Raw genomic sequence first — 23,590 nt, forward strand, 5'->3', positions numbered from 1 at the left:
GCGGTGACCTCCGAACGGTTCGCTCGTTCTTCAGGACGTGCAGTCACAGGATGTAGCCCAGCGTCACGCAGCAGCCTCCGCCGGAGCCCTGGGTCCGGCCGTCGATGTCGAGCAGGCCGAGGCCGCGCTCGTCGAGCACTACCCACGGCTGGTCCGGCTCGCCTATCTGGTGCTGCCGCCGGGCCTGGCCCGGGGCCGCCGCGTCCTGACCGCGCACTCCCTGGTCCAGCGGGCGCTGCCGCGCGGCCGTAAGCAGGCCCCGGTGATCCCGGCCCAGTCCACCGGGCGGGACACCGACCCCGGGTACGCCCTGGTCCGCCTCGAAGTGGTACGTACGGCGCTGGAGGCGGGCCTGCCGCTCAGGCTGACCACGTGGCCCAAGCGGGCCCAGCTGCCGCCGCTGCTCCCCCAGGTGTGGGGCCTCAGGCTCTTCCCGCGTTCCGGCGGCGCCGACGAACTCGCCCTGGACCAGCGCCTCGCCACCCTGTCCGGCCCGGCCCGCGCCGCCTATGCCCTGCGCGGTCTCGAACAGCTCCCCGACGGCGACGTCCGCAAGGTCCTGCGGGCGGCCGGCGTGGAGCACCCGGACGACGCGCTCGCCGAGGCGAACGGCGTTCCGGCCGAGTACCCGCTGCTCGACTCCCCCGAGTTCGACCCCTGTGCCCTGCAGGCCCGGCCCACCGATCTGATGCGGCGCCGTCAGCACACCAAGGCCGCACTGGCCGCCGCGGCCGCGCTCGCGGTCTGCGGGGCGCTGGTCACGCTGCCGGGCGGCGGCTGGGGCGCCGACGGCGCGGCGGCGCCGGTGTACGCGCAGAACCCGGCCGCCCAGGCCGCCCTGGACCCGGCCCAGCTGACGAAGGCGCCGTCCACCGCCTGGAAGACCGCCGCCCGTACCGACTTCTCCGCCTGGCCCGCACGTGGCGCCCTCACCGGCGACACCGCGCTGCTGCGCCGCGCCCTCGCCGTCTGGGCCCGCCCCGGCGAGACCGTCCGGGTCTCGGCGACCCCCGGCACCCAGACCGGCGGCCCCGCCGGACCGCCCCAGCTGCTGTACGCGGGCGTCGTCGACAGCGCCCGGGTGGTGATCTTCTACGACGGTCTGCGCCTCGCCCGTTACGCCGAGCCCAAGGACGGCACCCAGGGCGCGGCCCTGGACTTCGCCCGCGTGGACGGCGCGACCGGCGTCGAGGCGGAGGCGATGGTGCTGGGCCGTTCCGACGGCAACGTCCGCTATCTGACGGCTCCCTGGGTGACCGGGGCGGCGGAGCGGGACCTGGTGAAACCGACCGCGGGGGCGATGGACCTCGGCCTGGCCGACGGGGTGACCGGTCCGCTGGCCAGCTCCGCCCTCCAGCAGGGGGCGTGCACGTCCTGGAACGTGCTCCAGCTGACCGACGCGCAGGGCGTGCACCTCTCGACCGACCTGGGCGAACTGGTGCCGGCCCGCCTCACCTCGGGCCGGCCCGGGTACACCGACGAGGCCTCGGGTGCGAAGGCGCTGCGCGACTGGGCGCCGTTCGCCTGCTCGCTCTCCGCCGAGCGGTCCGCCGGAGTGCGCAGCGTCAACGCCTGGGCGTTCGCGGAGCAGCCGCTGCCGGACGCCAGTGGCGCCGGGGCGTGGGTGTGCACGCGCACGGAGACCTGGCGGGGCGACGGCACGATGTCGCTGGCCCAGTTCCGGACGCCGGGCAGTCGGTACGGCGCGGTGGCGGCGAAGGGGTCCGACGTGACGGCGTGCGGTCCGCGTGATCCGCACGTGCTGGCCGGGGTGTTGTGGAAGTCTGGGGCCGGGCAGTGGTACCTGCTGGCCGCGGGCAGTCGCGACACGGCGTCGATCCGGGCGACCGGCGGGGTCACCGCGTCGGCTCAGGGGACGCTGCTGACGGCCAGGGCGAAGCAGGGGGCGCAGGCCTACCTGACGGGGACGCTGGAGGACGGGAGCGGGATCAGCGGGCTGCGGTGAGGTCTTCCCTCGCGACCGAACCTTGCTGACACTTCCGTAAACAAGCTCTGCCGCAGGTCTTCTCACTCTGGCTACCCGTCAGTACATTGACGCCATGTCCAACAAGCAGCCGCAACCGGTGGCGTCCGAGCACATCGCGCTCACGGCCCGCAACGTGTCCTTCGCCTGGCAGGACACCCCGCTGCACTGGGTGCCCGGCGACCCGCTCGCCACGCACACCATCAACGTGCTGCATCTGCTGCTGCCCGCCGGCGAGCGCTGGTTCGTGCACGTCTACAAGCAGGTGCTGCCCCTGATCCGCGACGAGCGGCTGCGCGCGGACGTCGTCGGGTTCATCGGGCAGGAGGCGATGCACTCCCAGGCCCACGACGAGGTGCTGCCCCACCTCAAGGAGCTGGGGCTCGACCCGACGCCGTACACCGCGCAGGTGGACTGGTTCTTCGAGAAGCTGCTCGGCGACCGCACGCTGCCGCCGGGCCGGGCGCGCCGCTGGTGGCTCCTCGAACGGGTCGCGCTGATCGCGGCCATCGAGCACTACACCGCCTTCCTCGGCGACTGGGTGCTCAACGCCGACGAACTGGACCGGCGCGGCGCCGACCCGACCATGCTGGACCTGCTGCGCTGGCACGGCGCCGAGGAGGTCGAGCACCGGTCGGTCGCCTTCGACCTGTTCCAGCACGTCGACGGCGGCTACCGGCGGCGGGTGCGGACCTGGGCGACGGCGTTCACGGCGATCGTGTTCCTGTGGCAGCGCGGTGCCCGCTTCTTCATGGCGAACGACCCGACGCTCCTCGAAGGCCGCGCCCGGCTCCGGGACTTCTATCTCGCCGGCCGGCGCGGCACCCTGCCCGCCGCCGGCGACATGCTCAGGTCCATACCGAGGTACCTGAGCCGCGGCTACCACCCCTCCCAGGAGGGCTCCACCGCCCAGGCGGTCGCCTACCTCGCCTCCTCCCCCGCCGCGCTGGCCGCGGAGCACGCCGAGAAAGGGGCCGAGTGATGCCGAGGCTGCGGACCGTCGTCGCCGTCGCGGGCGCCGCGCTGCTCGTCAAGCGGGCCATGAGACGCCGTATCGAGGTCTCCCCGCTGTGGCCGATGCCGGCCCTGGACCCGCCGACCTCCGGACAGCCGCGCTCCCGGGCGCTGCGGCTGCGGGTCGCCTCGCGCGAGACGGTCGCGGACGGGGTCGTCCAACTGCGCCTGGAAGGCGCGCGGTTGCCGGGCTGGGAGCCGGGGGCCCATCTCGACGTGGTGCTGCCGTCGGGACTGGTCCGGCAGTACTCGCTGTGCGGGGACCCGGCCGACACCTCGTCGTACACGATCGCCACGCGGCTGGTCGCGGACGGGCGGGGCGGTTCCCGGGAGGTCCACGAGCAGCTGGCCGAGGGCATGGAGCTGGAGGTGCGGGGGCCGCGCAACCGCTTCCCGCTCGTCGGGGCCGACGCCTACGTCTTCGTCGCCGGGGGCATCGGCATCACCCCGATCCTGTCGATGGTGCGGGCCGTGCCGGCGGGGGTGGAGTGGCGGCTGCTGTACTGCGGGCGGAGCCGGGCGTCGATGCCGTACGTGGCGGAGCTGGCCGGGGACGACCGGGTCACGGTCGTCGCGGAGGACGAGGACGGGCGCCCGGACCTCGACGCGCTGACGGTCCCCGAGGGCGCGCTGGTGTACTGCTGCGGTCCGCAGGGGCTGATGGCGGCCGTGCAGGAGCGGTTCCCCGCCGTCCGGCTGGAACGGTTCGCACCGCACACCGGTGGCGCGGGCAACCAGGAGTTCGAACTGGAACTGCGGCGCAGCGGCCGGACGGTGACGGTGCCGGCCGACTCGACCGTGCTGGCCGCGGTGCGGGCGGAGCTCCCCGACACCGCGTACTCCTGTGCCCAGGGGTTCTGCGGGACCTGCCAGCAGCGGGTGCTGGCCGGGGAGGTGGAGCACCGGGACGAACTGCTGACGGACGCGGAGCGTGCCGACTCGATGCTGATCTGCGTATCCCGGGCGCGCGGGGGGAGACTTGTGCTGGATCTGTGAACGCCCAGGCCGGGTCAGGTCCATTGGAGGCCGGATCCGATCGGTAAGGTGTTCGTATGAGTACCGGGGTACGCCGCAGATTGGGAGTCGAGGAGCGGCGGCAGCAGTTGATCGGCGTCGCCCTCGAACTGTTCAGCCGCCGATCGCCCGACGAGGTCTCGATTGACGAGATAGCGTCGGCCGCGGGCATCTCGCGGCCGCTCGTCTACCACTACTTCCCCGGCAAACTCAGCCTGTACGAGGCCGCGTTGAAGCGTGCCTCGGAGGATCTCGCGGGGCGCTTCGCCGAGCCGAAGGAAGGCCCGCTCGGGGCGCGGCTGCTGCGGGTGATGCGGCGCTTCTTCGACTTCGTCGACGAACACGGGCCCGGTTTCGCCGCGCTGATGCGCGGCGGCCCGGCGGTCTCCGTGGGCGGAGCGCAGTCCATGAGTCACGTGTCCGCGACCAACGCGCTCATCGAGTCCGTACGGCAGGCCGCCTACGAGCAGATCCTCGCGCACCTCGACGTCACCGAGGCGCCGGCCCGCCTGGAACTGGTCGTCCGCTCCTGGATCTCCCTCGCCGAGTCGACCGCGCTGCTCTGGCTGGACGGCCGGCGCATCCCCCGCGCCGAGCTGGAGGTCCAGCTCGTCCACGACTTCGCGGCGCTGGCCGCCGTCAGCGCCGCCCACGACGAGGAGATGAGCGCGCTGCTGAAGCGGATGGTCAAGGACGAGCCGGGCGACGGCCCGTTCGCGGACCTGGCCGTCCGGCTGCTGGCGTTGGCGGGCTGAGCGAAGTCGGGTGCGGTTCGGTGGCGCCCAGAGGGGCGCGGGGAACTGCGCGACCAGCCACGACGGCGCCGCAGCCGAACGACCGCACACCACGGCGCTTACAGCGAAGCGTTCAGCCCTCGTACTTCCGGTACGACGGGTCCAGGTCACGGACCTCCGCCGACGCGTGCAGCACGAACCCCTCCGGCTTCAGGTGCTCCCGCAGCAGTTCCAGCGTCGTCTCGGTCAGCTTCGCCTTCGTCTCGTCGGTGCGGCCGGCCAGCAGGCCGAAGGTCACGTGCACGATGACATGCGCCCCATCGGCGTCGTAGCCGAAGGCGGTGTCGTCCGCGGCGCGGAACAGTGTCTTGCAGGCCTCGGGCTTGGCTGCCGCGATCTCGACGACGGCGGTGTGCAGGGCCCGGGCGAAGCCCTCCCGGTCGAAGGCGGCACCCGCCGTGGCGGAGTAGTCGACGGTGATCTGCGGCATGAGCCCTCCTGGTCGGCTGGAACTGGGGTCCAGCCTAGTTCGCCAGGCTCAGTGCCAGCAGGGCGACGTCGTCCTCGCGGTCCCGGCCGAAACAGGCCAGGAGGGTGTCGCAGAGGGCCTCCAGGCCGGGCAGGGCGCCGACCGCGGCGGACCGGAGTTGTTCCATCGAGACCGTGAGGTCGGTGCCCCGGGTCTCGATCAGGCCGTCGGTGACCATGAGGAGCCGGTCGGTGGGTTCGAGGACCAGCTCGGTGGGCGGCGGGTGCGGCAGGCCCACGCCGAGCAGCGGACCGGAGGCCTTGACGTACTCGGCGCTGCCGTCGTCACCCAGTATCAGCGGCGGGATGTGACCGGCGTTGGCGATGCGGGTGCGCCCGGTCCCCGGATCGATCAGGGCCAGGCAGACGGTGGCGGTGACCTCGGCGTGGTAGTGCTGGAGCAGCCGGTCGAGCCGTTCGGCGAGCGCGGCCGGGTCGCTCTCCGCGAGGCAGTAGGCGCGCAGCGCGTGCCGCAGTTCGACCATGACGGTGGCCGCGTCCAGCGAGTGCCCGACGACGTCCCCCACCGCGGTGAGCACTCCGTCGCCGACCCGCAGGGCCGCGTAGAAGTCGCCGCCGATCTCCGTCTCCTGGGAGGCGGGCTCGTAACGCACCGCTATGTCGACGCCCGGCAGCTCGGGCAGCTGGTGCGGGCGGGGCAGGAAGCTGTGCTGGAGGGTGAGCGCGACATGCCGCTCCACCTGGTACATGAGCAGCGGCTCGGCGGCCAGCGCGGTGGCCTGCGCCAGTTGGGCCAGCAGCGCCTCGTTCTCCGGGCTGACGCGGCGCCGGCCGCGGGTGGGGGTGGCCAGGCAGACCGGCACCTTGCCGTCCTGGGTGAGGACCAGCGTCAGCCGGGCGTCGTGCTGCACCCCGGGCCGGAAGAACCCGGTGGGCCACAGCGGCGCCGGCACGGTGGTGATCTGGACCCCGGACTGCCCCCGGGTGAGCCGCCGCAGCAGCCCGGCGACGTCCCGGTGGGCGCCCTCGTCGGGCAGGGCGAGGGAGGTGCGTTCCCGGCTCAGACCGCGGTACAGCTCGCCGTCCCGGTCGAGGACGAAGGCGGCGGCGGGGCAGCCGAGCAGCCGTGCGGCGCCGTCCGCCGTGGCATCGGTCAGTTCGTGCAGCGAGCGCGCCGACTGGATGGTGACGATCGTCTCCGACAGCTGCCTGAGCCGTCGCACCAGCGCCTGGTCGTCGGCGCGCAGCCGGGCGGCGCGGACCGCGGCCCGGACCGCGGCCTCGATGTCCTCCGGTTCGGCGGGCACCGTCAGATACGCCTCGGCGCCCGTCTCCAGCCCCGGGCAGCGGTCCGCCGGGACGGCGGAGAGCGCCGAGAAGTGCACCACGGGCAGGCCGGCCATGTGCGGCCGCTCCTTGAGCCGGCTGCACAGCTCGAAGCCGCTCATGTCCGGCAGGTGCACGTCGATGAGGGCCACGTCGGGCAGCCGGCCCTTGCGCAGCCGTACGTCGAGTTCGCTGAGCGCCTCCTGGCCGCGGCCGACCGCGACGACCTCGTGACCGGCTCGGCGCAGCACGGTGCCCATCGCGTACCGGCTCGCGGCCTCGTCGTCCACGATCAGCACGGTGGTGTCGGTGAGGTTGCCGTTCACGTCCATTTACCAGCCCCTGGACAACGCCGGTGGGGCAGCACCCGGTTCCGGGCCTGCCCCACCAAAGTAGTGCGGATGTCATGCGGTCCGGGAGAACACCGCCACAGTGCGTCCCGGAACGATGAACGTACCCGCTCCCCGCTCGTACGATGCGGACTTGACGACGGAATCGGCGCCCGCCGCCTGCATCGGGTGCAGCCGGTAACCGGTCCCGGCCAGCGCGCTCACCCGCTGTTCCTGCCGCTGCGGCGTCGCGTTGAACACGACGACCAGGTCACCGAGTTCCATGGTGATCACGCCAGGCGTCTCGTCCTTCCCGGACAACGGGAACGAGAGCTTCGACTGCACCTGTCCAGCCGTGTCCAGCGAGAACACGCTGTCGGTCGTACGGATTCTCAGCAGATCGCGGTAGGCGGCCGAGGCCCCGTCGATCTCCGCGCAGCCGACCCGCACCGAACTCAGCAACGGCTTGGCGTACGGCCACTTGGACGCGTTGTCGGCGGCCATGGGCAGCCCGCGCCCGAAGCCGTTGCCGTCGGAGCAGTTCCAGTGGATGGCGTTGAACCAGTCGCCGCTGTCGAAGGAGTTGCGGTCCAGGGACTTGGAGCGGAGGAGATCCGTACCCGCCTGGGAGAGCGACGGGCCCTGCGACAGGGCTGCCGTGGCCATCGCCAGGACCTGCATCCGGGCCCGGTCGGAGGCGCTGGTGGTGGCCGGCAGCTTGTACGTCAGCGCGTCGAAGAGCGACTCGTTGTCGTGCGCGTCGACATAGGCGAGGGCGTCGCCGGGCGCGTCCGCGTAACCGGCGGGCGAGCCGTTGTAGTCGATCTCGGCGCCGGTGACCTCCTTGCCGTCGGTGTCGGTGAACCGGTACCGGGCGAGGTTGCCGCTCAGGCCGACCTTGATCAGGTCCTGGTAGTGCAGCAGCCGGGCCTTCTGCTCGGCCGGAGTGCCGTTGGCCGTGGACGCGTTGGGGTCGGTGTAGAGCCCGGACGCGAAGCCCTGGACGCCGGGGTCCTCGTCGAAGGGGCTGCCGCCGCGTACGGCGTCCCGGGCGCGGTCGGAGAAGGTGGCGATGCCGGTGCCGGCCATGTTGGCCTGGGTGGCCTGCACGAACCGGGCGTCGTCGGCGACCTCGCCGAAGTTCCAGCCCTCGCCGTAGAGGATGATCTTCTTGCCGTCGACGCCGTCCTTCTTCAGGGTCAGCGCGTCCAGGGCCTTCCTGACCGCCAGGATGTTGGCCTTCGGGTGGTGCCCCATCAGGTCGAAGCGGAAGCCGTCGACCTTGTACTCCTTGGCCCAGGTGACGATCGAGTCGACCACCAGCTTGCCCATCATGGCGTTCTCGGGCGCGGTGTTGGCGCAGCAGGTGCTGTTCGCGACCGAGCCGTCGGCGAGCAGCCGCTGGTAGTAACCGGGCACGATCTTGTCGAGGACGGACGTGTCCGCCTGCCCGCTCGCCGCGGTGTGGTTGTAGACGACGTCCATGACGACCCGCAGGCCGTCCTCGTTCAGCGACTTGACCATCTGCCGGAACTGGACCGTGCGGGCGGTGCCGTCCGGGTCGGTGGCGTACGACCCCTCGGGGACCGTGAAGTGGTAGGGGTCGTACCCCCAGTTGTAGGCGTCCTTGGCGGCGGTCGCGGCGACGCACTCCTGCTGCTGGTCGGAGTCGGCCGGGTAGGAGGCGAGGTCGCAGCCGGGGCTCGCCTGGTCGGCCTTCTTCTCGGGCACGGTGGCGAAGTCGAAGGCCGGCAGCAGATGGACGTACGACGTCCCGGACTTGGCGAGTGCGCGCAGGTGTTTCGAGCCGTCGCTGCCCTTGTCGGTGAAGGCCAGGTACGTGCCCCGGTCGGCGGCCGGGACCGTGGAGTCCGCCGCCGAGTAGTCCCGGACGTGCAGCTCCTGGATCTGGGCGTCCTTCAGCGGCACGGCCTTGGGCTTGGTGTAGGTCGACCAGCCGCCCGGGGCGAGGGACCTGTCGTCGAGGTCGACGACGAGACTGCGCTCGGAGTTCGCGGTGAGGGCGACCGAGTAGGGGTCGGTGACCTTGTTGGTCACCAGTTTCCGGACGCTGGGCGCCCAGACCTTCACGACGTACCGGTAGGGCTTGTTCCTCCAGGACCCGGGTCCGGTGACGGACCAGACGCCGGTGGCGGAATTCCGCTTCATGGCCACGGTGGAGCCGTCGATCTCGAGGCGCACGCTCTGCGCGGTCGGCGCCCAGACGGAGAGGGTCGGCTTCCCGCCGTGGAAGACCGGACCGAGACCCGCCGTCGTGGCCTTGGCGTACACGTCGTCGAGCATCCCGGCGATCTGTACGCCGGTCGCGGCCAGCACCGCCCCGTTCGCGGCCCGCTGGGAGGCGACGAGCTGTCCGTCGAGCGCCTCGCGCACCCGGTCACGGTCGCGCGGGTCGACCGACCAGGCCGTGTAGTCCTTCAGGTGCGGGAACTTGGCCTTCTGGGCGTCGGTGAGGGTGGTCTTCGTCAGCCGCAGCCACCGCTCGTCGTCGCTCGTCAGCGTCCCGTCGGCGACGGCGATCGAACCGTCGTGGGAGTAGAGGAGCTGGGTGGAGGCGGCACCGTCCACACCGTCCCAGGCGACGGTGTCCCGGTCGATCCAGATCGCCTTGGAGGTGGCCAGGTCGAGGGCGGCCGCGCTGCCGGCGGGCTGCGGGAGCAGGTACTTCTCCTGACCGTTCAGCAGCCACACCTCGTGGCCGCTGGAGGTGAGGTCCAGGGACTGGTCGGCGGAGAGGTCCTTCTCGTCACCGTTGTGGATGATGTAGCTGAGGCTGGTGGCACCCTCGGTGAGCGGTACCTCGAAGACCGCGCCATAGGCGTCGGTCCTCACCGGCTTCAGGGGGCTCGACCAGTCGGTGGGGTTCGCGGCGCCCGTCCAGACGTGCAGGCCCCAGCCGTCGTAGTTCCCGTCGGCGCGGTGGTAGTGGATGACCGCCTTGGTGGTGTCCTGGGCGGGGTACTCGGGTCTCGTGGTCAGGACGTCCGCCTTCCCCTGCTCGATCCAGACTTCGCCCGTCCTGGTGACGTCGATGGAGCGGTCGGCGGAGACGTCCTTGTTGCCGTCCTTGTCGACGACGAGGAAGCCGACGTTCGAGGCACCGGACTTCAGCTTGACGTAGGCGAAGGCGCCGTACGCGTCGCGGCCGACGAACGGGTGACCGGCGGGCCAGGTGGTCGCCTCGCCGTCGGCGAGGTCGCCCCAGGCGTACAGGCCCCAGTCGGCGTAGTCGCCGTCGGTGCGCTTGTAGTGGACGATCGCGTAGTCGCGGGAGGAGGCGGTGGGGGTCTCGGGGGCGGGCGGGGTGCCGGAGGTGCTCTCGGCCGTGGCGGCGGCGCGGTGGCCCGCCGAGTCGACGACGACCGTCTTGTAGCGCAGGGCGGTGCCGGCCGGGACGTCCGCGGCGAGGGTCTGGGTGACCTTGTAGGGGGCGTGGTCGGCGGAGCCGAGGGTGGTCCATCTGCCGGTGCCGACCTGGGCGGCGAAGACGACCCGGTCCAGCTGACCGCCGGTGACGTTCGCGGTGAGGTCGACGGTGCCGGTGGCACCGGCGGCCGGGGCGGCGAGGGTGATCTCCGGGCTGGTGGCGGGCTTGTCGAGGGGGCCGGTGGCCTTGTAGACGACGGCGGATCCGGCCGGGACGGTGACGGTCAGCCGGTCCGCGCCGTCGGAGGTCAGCGTGCCGTGCGTGCCGTAGAGCGCGCGGTAGCGCATGCCGGCGGAGCCGGTGGTGAAGGCCGCGGTCTTCGGCGCATCGGCGTTGTTGAAGGCGACCACGTACTCCTGGCCGGTCTTCGCGTCCGTCCGGGTGAACGCGTAGACGCCGGCGCCGTCGGCCGCGTAACGCTCGGTCTGCACGCCGTCGGCGAGGGCCGGGTTGGCCGCGCGCAGCCTGGAGAGAGCACTGATCTGCCGGTAGAGCGGCGCGCTGGTGTCATAGGCGTCGCTCGCATGCGTGCGCGCGGTGCCGATCTCGTCGTCGTCGAGATAGTCGGCGACCTTCGACGCGAACATCGTCTGCCGGGCGTCCTTGTCCCCGCCCGAGCCGGTGAAGCCCTGCTCGTCGCCGTAGTAGACGACCGGGTTGCCCCGGCTGAGGAACATCAGCTCGTTGGCGAGCCGGTCCTTGGCCAGCAGCTGGGCGTCGGTGGCCTTCGGGTTGTCCTGCTCCAGGAAGTACCCGATCCGGCCCATGTCGTGGTTGCCGAGGAAGGTGACCTGCTCGTAGGCGTTGGCCTTGTCGGTCGTGTACTTGTAGTCGTCGCCGAGGACCGAGGCGAGCTTCTGCGCGCTGCCGCCCTGGGAGGCGTAGGCGCGGGCCGCGTCCTGGAAGGGGAAGTCGAGGGTCGCGTCCAACCGCCCCTGGGTGACGTACGGGGAGGTGACCGAGGTGTCGGCGGAGTAGGTCTCGCCGAACATGAAGAAGTTCTTACGGCCGTGCCGGGCCGCGTACGTGTCGAGCGCGGTCGCCCACTGGGTCCAGAACTCCATGTTGACGTTCTTCACGGTGTCGATCCGGAAGCCGTCGACGTCGTAGTCCCGCACCCACCGCTCGTAGATCTTCTCCATCCCGCTGACGACCTCGGGCCGCTCGGTCCACAGGTCGTCGAGACCGGAGAAGTCGCCGTAGGTGGCGGACTCGCCGGCGAACGTGGAGTCGCCCCGGTTGTGGTACATCGTCGGGTCGTTGAGCCAGGACGGCACCTTCGACCGGCTGGTCACGGTGGGCGTGCGCGGGAAGGAGGCGGCGGAGACGGCCGGGAACTTCTTCTTGCCGTCCGCGTAGTCGGCGTCGTCGAAGGGCTGCCCGTCCTTGGTCAGGTAGGGGAAGGCGCCCTTGGAGAGGTAGTCGTAGGACTTCTGCTCGTAGTCGACGACGTCGGCGGTGTGGTTGGTGATGACGTCGAAGAAGACCTTCATCCCCTTGGCGTGCGCCTTGGAGATCAGGGTCTCCAGGTCCTTGTTGGTCCCGAAGTGCGGGTCGACCTGGGTGAAGTCGGTGATCCAGTAACCGTGGTAGCCGGCCGAGGCGTTGCTGCCCGTGCCCTGCACCGGCTTGTTCTTGAAGATGGGTGCCATCCACAGGGCGGTGGTGCCGAGCCCCTTGATGTAGTCGAGCCGCTTGGTCAGGCCCTTGAGGTCACCGCCCTGGTAGAAGCCCTTGTCGGTGGGGTCGTAGCCGGTGGAGAGGCGGGAGCCGGTGAGGCCGCCCTGGTCATTGCCGGTGTCACCGTTGGCGAAACGGTCCGGCATGACGAAGTAGAACTGCTCGCGGGTGTCGTCGTGCCGGGCGGGCTCGGCGGCGAGCTTCGCGTCGGAGGGCGGTGCGGGCGGCGCGGCGGCGTGTGCGGCGAGGGGCTGCACGAGCGCGGCGGCGAGGGCGGCGACGGCGACGGCCGCGACCCGTCTGACATGTATCACCGGTGTGAACTCCTAGCGATTGCGGCTCTCTTGGGTCCGACCCCGCGCGACCGTACCGCCGCCGAAAGGCTTACAGCAAGAGGCTTGCAATTCACAGAAAGAACTTTCAACCACCGTATTGACGTGCCCTTCGCAACTGCCCCACTCTCGGGGGTTGTTGAACCCCGTCTCCTTCCTTTCGGAACCGCACATGACCACCGGACACCGGCCCCCGGGCGCCCTCCGCCGCACGACGGGCGCGCCGGCCGCGGGCGCCCTCGCACCGCGGCGCCGGGGCCCCGCTCGTCGGGCACGACCGGGACCCCGGACCGGCGGACGGGAGATTTTTTCCGCGTTCCGGTGAACAAATCGGCTGCATCCCGCATCGAACCTGGTGTAGGTCACCAGAGGACGGCGCGGAGGGCGGGTACGGACACCGCCGCCGAACGCGCCGCGGAGCACGAGTGGAGCACCGTCACCGTGAACGATCACCGGAACACCATCGACCAGACCCGCACCGCCGAGCACCGCACCCCCCGCAGGATCGGCCGCACGGCACTCGCCGTGGCCGCCGTCGCCGGCCTGGGGCTCGCCTGGGCGGGCACCGCCGAGGCCGCGAGCCCGAGCGCCGCGAAGTCGACGCCGACCTGCGCCGCGGGCGCGCTCAAGGCCACCTTCGGCCAGCAGCTCGCCGGCGGGATGAACCACCAGGGTGTCGTCATCCGGCTGCGCAACCTCAGCGGCAAGACCTGCGCCCTGCGCGGCTACCCCGGCCTGGGCCTGGAGAACTCCGCGCACCACGCGCTCACGACCCACACGCACTGGGGCGACACCTGGTACGCCAAGGATCCCGGCAAGAAGACCCTGGTCCTCAAGGACGGTCAGAGCGCCGAGGCCGTCATCGCCTGGACGCACGCCAACACCGGCACCTCGGGCGCGGTGCACGCCTCCTACCTGGAGATCACCCCGCCCGCCTCGACCAAGCACAAGACGCTGGCGTTCCCCCAGTGGGTCGACCACGCCGACCTCTCCGTCACCGCGCTGGCCAAGCACATCAACGTCACGCCGTGACCTAGGCCCGCGCCCCGCCGTCCACCCGCAGGACCGCGCCGGTCACTTAGGACGCGCGGTCGCTCAGCGGCCGGACGGCGGGGTCGGCGCTCGGATCGATCAGCAGGTGGACTTCCCGGCGTAGACCGCCAGGGCGGTGTTGGCGGCCAGGGTGGCGGTGAACTGGCCGCTCGTGTTCACCGTCACCGAGGTGTTCGCCTGCACGTTGCAGTACGTCCCCGCCGGCAGCGAGGTCTGGTAGGTCCGGGTCAGCGAGCCCGACTCGTGGTTGATGGCGACGTAGCCCTTGGCGCCCCGCCCGAAGGCGATCGCGTCGGCTCCGTCGTCCCACCAGTTCGTCACCGACTCGCCGCGAACCGCGTTGCGGAAGGCGACCATGCGGATGATCTCCGGCCAGGCGTGCTGGCACTTCCAGCCGTCCTGCCAGCAGGCGTTGACGGTACCGCCGTTGGGCGGCCCCGCGTCGGCGTCGGTCCACTCGTATCCGGAGTTGATGTCCGGGGCGCCGTAGGGGTAGGCGAGCATGAAGACGTTGGCCAGGGTGTAGTTGGCGCCGTCCTTGTAGTTGAGCGTGGAGCCGTTGCGCTCGGTGTCGTGGTTGTCGACGAAGACTCCGGCGACCGAGCTGCTCATGTACCCCCAGCCCTCGCCGTAGTTCTTCAGGTAGGCGAGGTTCTCGTCGTTGAAGACGCGCTTGAGGTCGTAGGCGTAGCGGAACTCCTGGACGTCCCCGTTGCCGGTGTACTCGGTGGGCTGGACGGCCTCGCCGGCGCCGTAGATGACCTCCTGCTTCCAGTAGACCGACGGGTTGGTGAGCCGGGTCTTGATGTTGGCCAGGTCCTCGGCCGGGATGTGCTTGGCCGCGTCGATCCGGAAGCCGTCGACGCCGAGGCTCAGCAGGTCGTTCATGTAGCCGGCGATGGTCTTGCGGACGTACTCCTCGCCGGTGTCCAGGTCGGCGAGGCCGACCAGTTCGCAGTGCTGGACGTTCCAGCGGTCGGCGTAGTTGGAGACGGGGGAGGTGCAGTCGTCGAAGTCGTAGGAGGAGTACAGGCCGGGGTAGTCGTACTTCGTGTACGACGAGCCGCCGGTGCCGGTGCCGCTGCCCGCCGACATGTGGTTGATGACGGTGTCGACGACCACCTTCACACCGGCCGTGTGGCAGGTGTTCACCATGTTCTGGAAGGCCGTGCGGTCGCCGAGCCGGCCCGCGATCTTGTACGACACCGGCTGGTACGACGTCCACCACTGCGAGCCCGGTATGTGCTCGGCGGGCGGGGAGACCTGGACGTATCCGTAGCCGGCGGGGCCGAGGGTGGCGGTGCACTCCTTGGCGACCGAGGCGTACTTCCACTCGAAGAGGACGGCGGTGACGTCCTTGGTGCCGGGCGGGGAGGCGGCCGCGACGGACGGGGTCATGACAACGCTGCAGGCGGCGAGGGCCAGCGCGGCGGAGAGGGTCTTGGGTGCCATGTGGGGGTTCCTTCGACATTGAAGGCGCCATGGAAGGCTCTTGCTGAAAGGTTGCTGAAACCTTGCGGTTGCGCAGATGTTAAGGGCCCGCTCCCCGGATGGGTAGCGGGCCCTCAGAAGTTGACGCAACAAATTACCGAATGACGGTCCGTCAGGCGGTCGTCCACCACACGGTGGTGTCGGCCGGCAGCTTCGCCTCGCCGTCCGCCTCGGTCACCTCACCGCTGGTGAGGAGCACCCGGCCGTACGCCGGAGTGGTCACCGACTCCCCGCCGGTGTTCGCCACGCACACGAACTCCCCGCGCCGGAAGGCGAGTACGCCCTCGGGAGCGCGCAGCCACTCCACCGACTCGCCCGCGCCCAGATCGGGTTGGGTACGACGGACGTGCAGCGCGGTGCGGTACAGCTCCAGGGTGGAACCGGCCGCCCCGGTCTGCGCCTCGATGCTCAGCTCGCCCCAGTTCGCGGGCTGCGGAAGCCAGCTGCCCCCGCCGCCGAAGCCGTACGACGAGCCCTCCCGCGTCCAGGGGATCGGCACCCGGCAGCCGTCCCGGAAACCGTCCTGTCCCGCCCCGCGGAAGTACGCGGGGTCCTGCCGGACCTCGTCGGGCAGATCGACGACGTCGGGCAGGCCCAGCTCCTCGCCCTGGTAGATGTACGCCGATCCGGGCAGCGCCAGCATCAGCAGCGTCGCCGCGCGGGCCCTGCGCAGGCCCAGCTCTCGGTCTCCGGCCGTGCGGATCTGGGTGCCGAGGCCGGGCGGGTTGGCGAAGCGGGTGGCGTGCCGGGTGACGTCGTGGTTGGAGAGGACCCAGGTGGCGGGGGCGCCGACCGGGCGCATCGCCTCCAGGGTGCGGTCGATGACCGTACGCAGTTCCTTCGCGTCCCAGTCGGTGCTCAGGTACTGGAAGTTGAAGGCCTGGTGCAGCTCGTCCGGGCGGACGTAGTGGGCGGTGCGCTCGACGGTCGGCGTCCATGCCTCGGCCACGAAGATGCGCTCGCCGGCGTACTCGTCGAGGACGTGCCGCCACTGCCGGTAGATCTCGTGCACACCGTCCTGGTCGAAGAACGGCATGACATCGTTGCCCAGCAGCTTCAGCTGGTCGGCGCCGCCGAGGTCCGGGAGGCCCTCCGCCTTCACCAGGCCGTGCGCCACGTCGATGCGGAAGCCGTCCACGCCCATGTCCAGCCAGAAGCGCAGGATGGAGCGGAACTCGTCGCCGACGGCCGGGTGTTCCCAGTTGAAGTCGGGCTGCTCCGGGGCGAAGAGATGCAGGTACCACTCCCCGTCCGCGACCCTCGTCCAGGCCGGCCCGCCGAAGATGGACTCCCAGTCGTTGGGCGGGAGTTCGCCGTTCTCGCCCTTGCCCGGACGGAAGTGATACCGCTCCCGCAGCGGCGAGCCGGGGCCCTCCGCCAGCGCCCGCTTGAACCACTCGTGCTGGTCGGAGGAGTGGTTCGGGACCAGGTCGACGATGATCCTGAGGGCCAGCTCATGGGCGTCCCGGATCAGCGCGTCCGCGTCGAGCAGGTTGCCGAACATCGGGTCCACGGCCCGGTAGTCGGCGACGTCGTAGCCGGCGTCGGCCTGCGGGGAGGCGTAGAACGGGCTGAGCCACACGGCGTCGACGCCGAGGTCGCGCAGATACGGGAGTCTGGACCGTACGCCCTCCAGGTCCCCCATGCCGTCGCCGTTGCTGTCGGCGAAGCTGCGCGGATAGACCTGGTAGATCACCGCGTCCCGCCACCAGTCGCGGCGACGGGCGACGGTGGTCGTGGCGGTGGCCGGTGCGACGGATTGCTGCTGGCTCATGGCGTCCTTGATGCGTCGTAGCTGGGTCATCGGGTCAGAGGTGGATACGCAGACGGGTGACAAGGCGGCCGCGGTGAAAGCGGGGTCGGATGAACACCGCGGCCGCCCACCCGCGCCCCGAAGGGGCGCGGGACTCTATCGATATGCGGCTTCCGCCGCGTGGCCGCGACCGGCCACGACATCGCCGCACCCGAACGGCGGCCGAAGCGGCTTTCCCGGCGACCGGCGTCAGCCCTTCGTGCCGCCGGCGGTGAGACCGGTCACCAGATTCTTCTGCACGAGGTAGAAGAACACGGCCACCGGTATCGCGATCAGCACGGCCGTCGCGGTCATCAGGTTGCGCTGCGCGTCGTGCTCGCTGATGAAGCTCTGCAGCCCCACCGCGAACGTGTACTTGTCGTCGCTGAGCATGAACGTGGACGCGAAGGCGACCTCACCGAAGGCGGTCAGGAAGTTGTAGAACGCGGCGACCGCGAGACCCGGCTTGGCGAGCGGCAGGATCAGCCGGGCGAAGGTGCCGAACGGCGAGAGCCCGTCGACCCGGCCGGCCTCGTCGATCTCGAAGGGGATCGTGTCGAAGTAGCCCTTGAGCAGCCAGGCCGTGTAGGGGACGACGGTGGTGCAGTAGACCAGGATCAGGCCGAGGTAGCTGTCGATGAGGCCGAGCCGCGACAGGATCTGGTACATCGGCACGATCAGGACGGCGATCGGGAACATCTGGGTGAGCAGCAGCAGCCACATGAACTTCCGGTAGCCGGGGAAGCGCATGCGGGAGACCGCGTAGCCGGTGGTGGAGGCGAGGATCAGTCCGATGACCGTCGTACCGCCGACGACGATCATCGTCGTCTTGAACCAGTCCCAGAAGCCGGTGTGCTGGAGGACGAAGGAGTAGTTGTCCAACGTCATCTTGTGCCAGATGCCGCTCGGATGGAGGTAGTCGTCCTTGTCCGGGCCGAGGGACAGGAAGATCAGCCAGCCGACCGGGAAGAACGCGATCAGGCTCGCGACACCCAGCAGGCCGTGGGTGACGGCGGTGCCGAGGGGGCCGCGCTCGCCCCGGCGGCGGACACGGGGACTGCTGGTCACAGGGGCCTCCTCGGCGACCTGGGCGGAGGTCTCGACAGTGGTCGTACTCATGGAAACTCCTGCCTCAGATCGCGAGCTGCTGGTCGTTGCGGTTGAGCCAGCGGCGGTAGAAGGAGGTGAAGACGATCAGGATGGCCAGCAGCAGCATGCCGTAGGCGGCGGACTGAGCGAAGTCACGCGGCTGCTGTCCGAAGCCGAGGTAGTAGGCCCAGGTGACCAGGATCTGCGCGTCGGGGGCGGTGTTGCCGAAGAGCAGGAAGATGACGGCGAACTGGTTGAACGTCCAGATGATGCCGAGCAGGACGACCGTGGAGCTGACGGACCGCAGCCCCGGCAGGGTGACGTACCGGAACCGCTGCCAGGCGCTCGCGCCGTCCATCTCGGCGGCCTCGTAGAGCGTGCCGTCGATGGCCTGCAGGCCGCCGAGCAGCGAGAGCATCATGAACGGCACACCGCACCAGGTGTTGACCAGGATGGCGGCGGCCCGCTGCCAGAAGGTGTCCTCCAGCCATTCGGGTTGCGGCAGATGGAGGAAGTGGAGCGTCGCGTTGATGATGCCGCCGTCGGCGAGCATGAACCGCCAGCCGAACACGGTGACGAAGGTCGGCACCGCCCAGGGCAGCACCAGGACCATGCGGTAGAAGGTGCGGCCGCGGAACTTCTCGTTGAGCAGCAGGGCGAGGCCCAGACCGATGGTGTAGTGCAGGGTGACGCAGAGCGCGGTCCAGACGATCGTCCAGACGAAGTGCGACCAGAAGCGGTCGTAGGACGTCGGGCCGAACAGGATGTCCTTGTAGTTGTCCAGGCCGATGAACTTGTAGGTGGCGTCGATGTGGTTGACGCCGATGGTGCGGGCGGTGTTCAGGCTGTTGGCGTCCGTCAGCGTCAGGTAGAAGCCGTACACCAGCGGGTAGACGACGAGCGCCCCGAGCACGACGGCCACGGGGGCGATCATCGCGTAGGCGTACCAGTACTTCTGGTAGTTGTTGCGGAGCCGCTGGCCCAGCCCGGGGCGGGGCGCGCGGTCGCCGTGGCGCTTGCCGGTCGCGCGGTCGATGGCGACTGTCATGGTTCGACACCTTCTGGGTTTTCCGGGAGGGGGCTGGGCACAGGCCGGTGGCCGCCGGATCCCTCCCCCCATGTCTCAGGGGGATCCGACGGCCACTCGCGGCTTACTTGCTGAAGTCGGGGACGAGCTTCTCGATCCCGAGTTCGGCGTTGCCCAGGCCCTTGTCGAGGGACTCCTTGCCGCCGGCGATCTTGGTCAGCTCGGTGCCGACCGGACCCCACAGGGAGGAGTACTCGGCGAGCGCCGGGCGCGGCTGCGCGGAGGAGAGGACGGCCTGGTAGCCGGCGATGCCCGGGTCGGCCTTGACCTCGGCGGTGTAGGCGTCGGAGCGGGTCGGCAGGGTGGAGTTCTTCAGGGCGATCTCCGTCTGGGACTTCGCGGAGGTCAGGAAGGCGACGAACTTCTCGGCGGCTTCCTGGTGGGCCTTGTCGATGCCGGCGTAGATGGAGAGGTTGTGGCCGCCGGTCGGGGCGCCCGCCTTGCCGGTGGAGCCGGCCGGGACGGTGGTGATGCCGAGGTTGGACTTGTCGCTGAACGCGGAGCCCTTGTAGAAGTTGGTGATCTCCCAGGGGCCCTCGATGGTCATGGCGACCTTGCCGTTGACGAAGGCGTCCTGGCGGTGGGCGTAGGCGTCGGCGGTGGTGTCCGCCTTCTGCAGGCCCTTGCCGGAGTAGAGGTCCAGCCAGGTCTGGTAGCCCTTCTTGGCCGCCGCCGAGGTGATGGTGATCTTCTTGGCGGAGGCGTCGACCATGTCGGTGCCCTCGCCGTAGAGGAAGGGCTGCGTGTAGTACGCGGCCTCGGGGCCCCAGTAGCCGGTGACCTTGGCCTTGGCCTGGATCTTGGCGGCGTCGGTCTTCACCTCGTCCCAGGTCTTGGGGGCCTCGGTGATGCCGGCCTTCTTCAGCAGGGCCTTGTTGTAGACGAGCGCGAGGGTGTCCGTGACCAGCGGGACACCGTAGGTCTTGCCCTCGTACTGGGCCTGCGTCATCAGGCTGGACTGGAACTTGTCCTTGTCCGCGAGCGCGCTGGTGCCGTCCAGCGGCAGGAAGTAGCCGGCCTTGGCGAAGGCGGGGGTCCAGCCGACCTCGGAGCGCAGCACGTCGGGGGCGCCCTTGCCGGACTGGGCCGCCGTGTCGAACTTGTTCTGCGCCTGGTCGAACTGGACGTCGACGTAGTTGACCTTGATGCCCTTGTTCGCGGCTTCGAACTCCTTGACCAAGGCCTTGTACGTCGGTGCCTCATTGGTGGCGTTGGAGGTGTCCCACCAGGTGATGGTGACCGGGCCGTCCGACTTGCTGTCGCTGTCGCTCCCGCCGCACGCCGTCGCCGTGAGGGCGAGGGACGCCACCAGCGCGGAGGCCGCTATGCCACGCCGCATGAGTTCTCCTTGAGGGTGAAAAGCCCGAGTGATGCGAGGCGGCCCCGTCCGCCGTCCTCGCCGTCGTGCCGACAGCGCCGTTGCGGCGGCCGGGCGTCAGGGAACGTAACAGCGATGTAAGCGCGACGAAAGACCTTGCAGCAAAAAAGTGCAAGGGATCTCCGAAGTTATCCGGGCGTGACCTGTCGGCGACCGTCGTGAGACGCTTGCTTGCTGCTTGTTTACGGCGGTAGAGCGCTACGACGGCCACTTGTGCAAGACTCTGCAAGCTCTTGCCATCACGTTCACGAGGGAGTGCGATGACGCAGCAGCCCGCACCGGGCCGCCCCCCAGGCCGCATCAGGCGCCCGATCGGTGTGCAAGGGGACATACGGCCGGTACAGTCCAGTGCCGTGACCACACGGCTTGCCGACATCGCAGCGCAGGCGGGGGTGAGCGAGGCGACCGTCAGCCGGGTCCTCAACGGCAAGCCGGGCGTCGCCGCCACCACCCGCCAGTCCGTGCTCGCCGCGCTGGACGTGCTCGGCTACGAGCGTCCGGTACGGCTGCGACAGCGCAGCGAGGGGCTGGTGGGGCTGATCACCCCCGAGCTGGAGAACCCGATATTCCCGGCGCTGGCCCAGGTCATCGGCCAGGCCCTGACCCGGCAGGGTTACACCCCCGTGCTCGCCACCCAGACCCCCGGCGGTTCCACGGAGGACGAGCTGACCGAGATGCTGGTGGACCGCGGGGTCGCGGGCATCATCTACGTCTCCGGCCTGCACGCGGACACGACGGCCGACATGCAGCGCTACGAGCGGCTACGGGCGCAGGACGTGCCGTACGTCCTCGTGGACGGCTTCTCGCCCAAGGTGCAGGCGCCGTTCATCTCCCCCGACGACCGGGCGGCGATGACCCTGGCGGTCACGCATCTGGTGTCCCTCGGGCACACCAGGATCGGACTCGCCCTCGGCCCGAAGCGCTTCGTCCCCGTGCAGCGCAAGATCGAGGGCTTCGTGCGGGCCATGCAGGACCAGTTGGGGCTGGCGGCCGAGGCGATCGAGACCGAGCTGGTCCAGCACTCCCTCTACACCCTGGAGGGCGGTCAGGCGGCGACCACGGCGCTCATCGACCGCGACTGCACCGCGGTCGTCTGCGCCAGCGACATGATGGCCCTCGGCGCGATACGGGCGGCCCGGCAGCGGGGGCTGGACGTCCCCAAGGACATCTCGGTGGTCGGTTTCGACGACTCCCCGCTGATCGCGTTCACCGACCCGCCGCTCACCACGATCCGCAAGCCGGTCCCCGCGATGGGGCAGGCCGCGGTGCGCACCCTGCTGGAGGAGATCGGCGGGACACCGGCTCCGCACAGCGAGTTCGTTTTCATGCCGGAGTTGGTGGTACGCGGTTCTACGGCGGCGGTGCCTGGGAAGTAGTCGCCCCGCCGTAGAACATGCACCGTGAACCCGACCTTGGGATGATCTGTCGGAGACTTCTTTTCTGGCAGACTCTGTGCCTATGAGTGACTCGACCGTGACAGAGCCGGAAGGTCGCGCACAACAGACCCTTCCGCGGACCGTCACGGGCGAGGGAGAACAGGTATTCCTGCGGCGGCTTCGCACTCCGCGCCGGCCCCGGCTCTGGTTCGAGATCCTGTTGATCGCGGTGAGTTACTGGACCTACTCGCTCATCCGCAACGCGGTCCCGGAGCAGAAGGCGCAGGCGCTGCGCAACGCGGACTGGATCTGGCGGGCCGAGCACCACCTGGGGATCGCCGTCGAGGAGTCGGTCAATCATGCCGTGAACTCGGCGGCTTGGCTGATCGTCGGGATGAACTACTACTACGCGACACTGCACTTCGTGGTGACGCTGGGTGTGCTGGTGTGGCTCTACCGTAGCCATCCCGGCCGCTACGCGGCGGCCCGCCTCGCCCTCTTCGCCACGACGGGCGTGGCCCTCCTCGGCTACTACCTGTTCCCGCTCGCCCCGCCGCGGCTGATGAACGGCGGCGGCTTCATCGACACGGTGTCGGTCCACCACACCTGGGGTTCGATGGCCTCCGGCGACCTCAAGCACATGTCCAACCAGTACGCCGCGATGCCGTCCATGCACATCGGCTGGTCCCTGTGGTGCGGCCTGACCGTCTTCGCCCTGGCGTCGGTGCCCTGGGTACGCGTCCTGGGCCTCGTCTACCCGACGGCGACTTTGCTGGTCATCGTCGCCACGGCCAACCACTTCTGGCTGGACGCGGTGGGCGGCATGCTGTGCCTGGCGTTCGGCCTGACCCTGGCCCTCCTGTGGTACGGCACGCTGCCCTACGCGCTACCGAGACGAACGTAGCCCTGCGGGCGGCCGGGGCCGACTCGGCCGGGCCGCCCGTCGGTGCCGGGCACGCCGGTTCTCCGTGGTGACCGCACCGCCGGTCGCCGCCCGCACACAGGGCTCATGAACCGCGCGCGGGCCATGCCCGTCACCTGGCGGCCGCCGCCCGCAGCGCGTCGAGGAACGCCTCCCGTGCGGGCTGCGGCGGCGCGGTCTCCCGTACCGCCGCATGGATCGCGCGCACCGGCACGGGGTCGCGCACCTCCCGTACGACCACCCCCGGATGCCGGCTGCCGAGCCCCAGCCGGGGCACCAGGCTCACCCCGAGCCCGGCGGCGACGAACCCCTGCGCGGTGACGTAGTCCTCGCTCTCCACGACGAACCGCGGCCGGAACCCGGCCGCCCGGCAGGCGTCGAGCTGTGCGTCCAGACAGGGGCCGGGCCACTCGCTGCCGACGAACGCCTCCTCGGCCAGCTCGGTCAGCCGGACGCAGCGCCGCCCGGCGAGCCGGTGCCCGCGCGGCAGCACGGCGAGATAGGGGTCGTCGAGCAGCCGCACCAGCCGTACGCCGGTCTCCTGCCGTCCCTCGGCCCGCACCAGGAGCGCCAGATCCGCCCGGCCCTCCTTCACGTCGGCCAGCGGCTCCTCCGCGTCGCGGGAGAGCCGCAGTTCGATCCGCACGCCGGGGTGGTCCGCGCGCAGCCGGGCGACCGCCGGGGCGACCAGGGCCGCCCCCGCCGTGGCGAAGTACCGCACCGACAGCCGCCCGGTGCGACCCGCGAGCAGGTCGGCCAGGGCGGTCTCGGCCTCGGCGACCTGCCGGGCCACCGTGCCGGCGTACTCGGTGAGCAGCAGCCCGGCGGCGGTGGGCCGTACCCCGCGTCCGACCCGCTCCAGGAGCGCGGCCCCGGCCTCCTTCTCCAGCGCGGCGATCTGCTGGCTCACCGCGGAGGGCGTGTAGCCGAGGGTGGCCGCCGCACCGGTCACCGATCCGTCGGCCACCACGGCCCGGAGCACCTGCATCCGTCGCACATCAAGCATGCAGCACAGCTTAACGGTATGTGCATAACCTTTCACTTGTCCTCAA

At 70.5% G+C, this 23,590-nt stretch carries 16 protein-coding genes; 7 read left to right on the plus strand and 9 right to left on the minus strand.

What is annotated here, in order from left to right; all coding sequences use genetic code 11:
- The first annotated feature begins 37 nt into the window (after nt 1-37).
- From ACZ4N4_RS02475 to ACZ4N4_RS02490, 4 genes are all read left to right on the plus strand, one after another.
- A complete protein-coding gene (locus ACZ4N4_RS02475) occupies nt 38-1,966 on the plus strand; it encodes a hypothetical protein (protein WP_467583501.1) in 1,929 nt (642 codons plus the stop codon).
- A gap of 94 nt (nt 1,967-2,060) precedes the next feature.
- Nucleotides 2,061-2,966: a metal-dependent hydrolase gene (locus ACZ4N4_RS02480; protein WP_467583504.1), complete on the plus strand. Its 906-nt coding sequence runs from the start codon at nt 2,061-2,063 to the stop codon at nt 2,964-2,966.
- Nucleotides 2,966-3,994: a PDR/VanB family oxidoreductase gene (locus ACZ4N4_RS02485; protein ID WP_467583507.1), complete on the plus strand. Its 1,029-nt coding sequence runs from the start codon at nt 2,966-2,968 to the stop codon at nt 3,992-3,994. Before ACZ4N4_RS02480 ends, ACZ4N4_RS02485 begins: the two co-directional genes overlap by 1 nt.
- Nucleotides 3,995-4,050: 56 nt before the next feature.
- The gene (locus ACZ4N4_RS02490; RefSeq protein ID WP_467583509.1) at nt 4,051-4,767 is read left to right on the plus strand and encodes a TetR/AcrR family transcriptional regulator; all 717 of its coding nucleotides are present in this window, start codon (nt 4,051-4,053) and stop codon (nt 4,765-4,767) included.
- Nucleotides 4,768-4,879: 112 nt separating this feature from the next.
- Here the strand turns inward: ACZ4N4_RS02490 and ACZ4N4_RS02495 are convergent, their stop codons facing one another.
- The 3 genes from ACZ4N4_RS02495 to pulA form a co-directional block, all read right to left on the minus strand.
- Nucleotides 4,880-5,236 (minus strand): 5-carboxymethyl-2-hydroxymuconate Delta-isomerase, encoded by a 357-nt coding sequence (locus ACZ4N4_RS02495; RefSeq protein WP_453575105.1) that lies wholly within the window; start codon nt 5,234-5,236, stop codon nt 4,880-4,882.
- Nucleotides 5,237-5,270: 34 nt separating this feature from the next.
- Nucleotides 5,271-6,893, minus strand: coding sequence for a SpoIIE family protein phosphatase (locus tag ACZ4N4_RS02500; RefSeq protein ID WP_453575106.1), 1,623 nt, complete (start codon nt 6,891-6,893; stop codon nt 5,271-5,273).
- A gap of 72 nt (nt 6,894-6,965) precedes the next feature.
- Complete coding sequence (gene pulA, locus ACZ4N4_RS02505; protein WP_467583514.1) at nt 6,966-12,332, minus strand: pullulanase-type alpha-1,6-glucosidase; 5,367 nt, start codon at nt 12,330-12,332, stop codon at nt 6,966-6,968.
- 459 nt (nt 12,333-12,791) lie between these two features.
- Here pulA and ACZ4N4_RS02510 point away from each other — a divergent pair, with 459 nt between their 5' ends.
- Entirely contained in the window at nt 12,792-13,382 is a 591-nt protein-coding gene (locus ACZ4N4_RS02510; protein ID WP_467583517.1) for a DUF4232 domain-containing protein, read from the plus strand.
- A 99-nt stretch (nt 13,383-13,481) separates the two neighbouring features.
- Here ACZ4N4_RS02510 and ACZ4N4_RS02515 read toward each other — a convergent pair whose 3' ends face one another.
- From ACZ4N4_RS02515 to ACZ4N4_RS02535, 5 genes are all read right to left on the minus strand, one after another.
- The gene (locus ACZ4N4_RS02515; RefSeq protein WP_467583520.1) at nt 13,482-14,855 is read right to left on the minus strand and encodes an alpha-amylase; all 1,374 of its coding nucleotides are present in this window, start codon (nt 14,853-14,855) and stop codon (nt 13,482-13,484) included.
- A gap of 151 nt (nt 14,856-15,006) precedes the next feature.
- Nucleotides 15,007-16,668, minus strand: a complete 1,662-nt coding sequence (locus ACZ4N4_RS02520) for a glycoside hydrolase family 13 protein (RefSeq protein ID WP_467585293.1) — start codon at nt 16,666-16,668, stop codon at nt 15,007-15,009.
- Nucleotides 16,669-16,896: 228 nt separating this feature from the next.
- Nucleotides 16,897-17,805: a sugar ABC transporter permease gene (locus ACZ4N4_RS02525; RefSeq protein WP_450759756.1), complete on the minus strand. Its 909-nt coding sequence runs from the start codon at nt 17,803-17,805 to the stop codon at nt 16,897-16,899.
- A 13-nt stretch (nt 17,806-17,818) separates the two neighbouring features.
- The gene (locus tag ACZ4N4_RS02530) at nt 17,819-18,823 is read right to left on the minus strand and encodes a carbohydrate ABC transporter permease (RefSeq protein ID WP_453575115.1); all 1,005 of its coding nucleotides are present in this window, start codon (nt 18,821-18,823) and stop codon (nt 17,819-17,821) included.
- A gap of 103 nt (nt 18,824-18,926) precedes the next feature.
- The gene (locus ACZ4N4_RS02535; RefSeq protein WP_467583523.1) at nt 18,927-20,201 is read right to left on the minus strand and encodes an extracellular solute-binding protein; all 1,275 of its coding nucleotides are present in this window, start codon (nt 20,199-20,201) and stop codon (nt 18,927-18,929) included.
- A gap of 392 nt (nt 20,202-20,593) precedes the next feature.
- Between ACZ4N4_RS02535 and ACZ4N4_RS02540 the strand changes: the two genes are divergently transcribed.
- Both ACZ4N4_RS02540 and ACZ4N4_RS02545 read left to right on the plus strand, forming a co-directional pair.
- Nucleotides 20,594-21,616: a LacI family DNA-binding transcriptional regulator gene (locus tag ACZ4N4_RS02540; RefSeq protein WP_467583526.1), complete on the plus strand. Its 1,023-nt coding sequence runs from the start codon at nt 20,594-20,596 to the stop codon at nt 21,614-21,616.
- A gap of 82 nt (nt 21,617-21,698) precedes the next feature.
- Complete coding sequence (locus ACZ4N4_RS02545) at nt 21,699-22,520, plus strand: phosphatase PAP2 family protein (RefSeq protein WP_467583529.1); 822 nt, start codon at nt 21,699-21,701, stop codon at nt 22,518-22,520.
- Between the two features lie 130 nt (nt 22,521-22,650).
- Here ACZ4N4_RS02545 and ACZ4N4_RS02550 read toward each other — a convergent pair whose 3' ends face one another.
- The gene (locus tag ACZ4N4_RS02550; protein ID WP_467583532.1) at nt 22,651-23,544 is read right to left on the minus strand and encodes a LysR family transcriptional regulator; all 894 of its coding nucleotides are present in this window, start codon (nt 23,542-23,544) and stop codon (nt 22,651-22,653) included.
- Nucleotides 23,545-23,590: the final 46 nt, after the last annotated feature.

It is taken from the genome of Streptomyces sp. NPDC026538 (assembly GCF_055567535.1).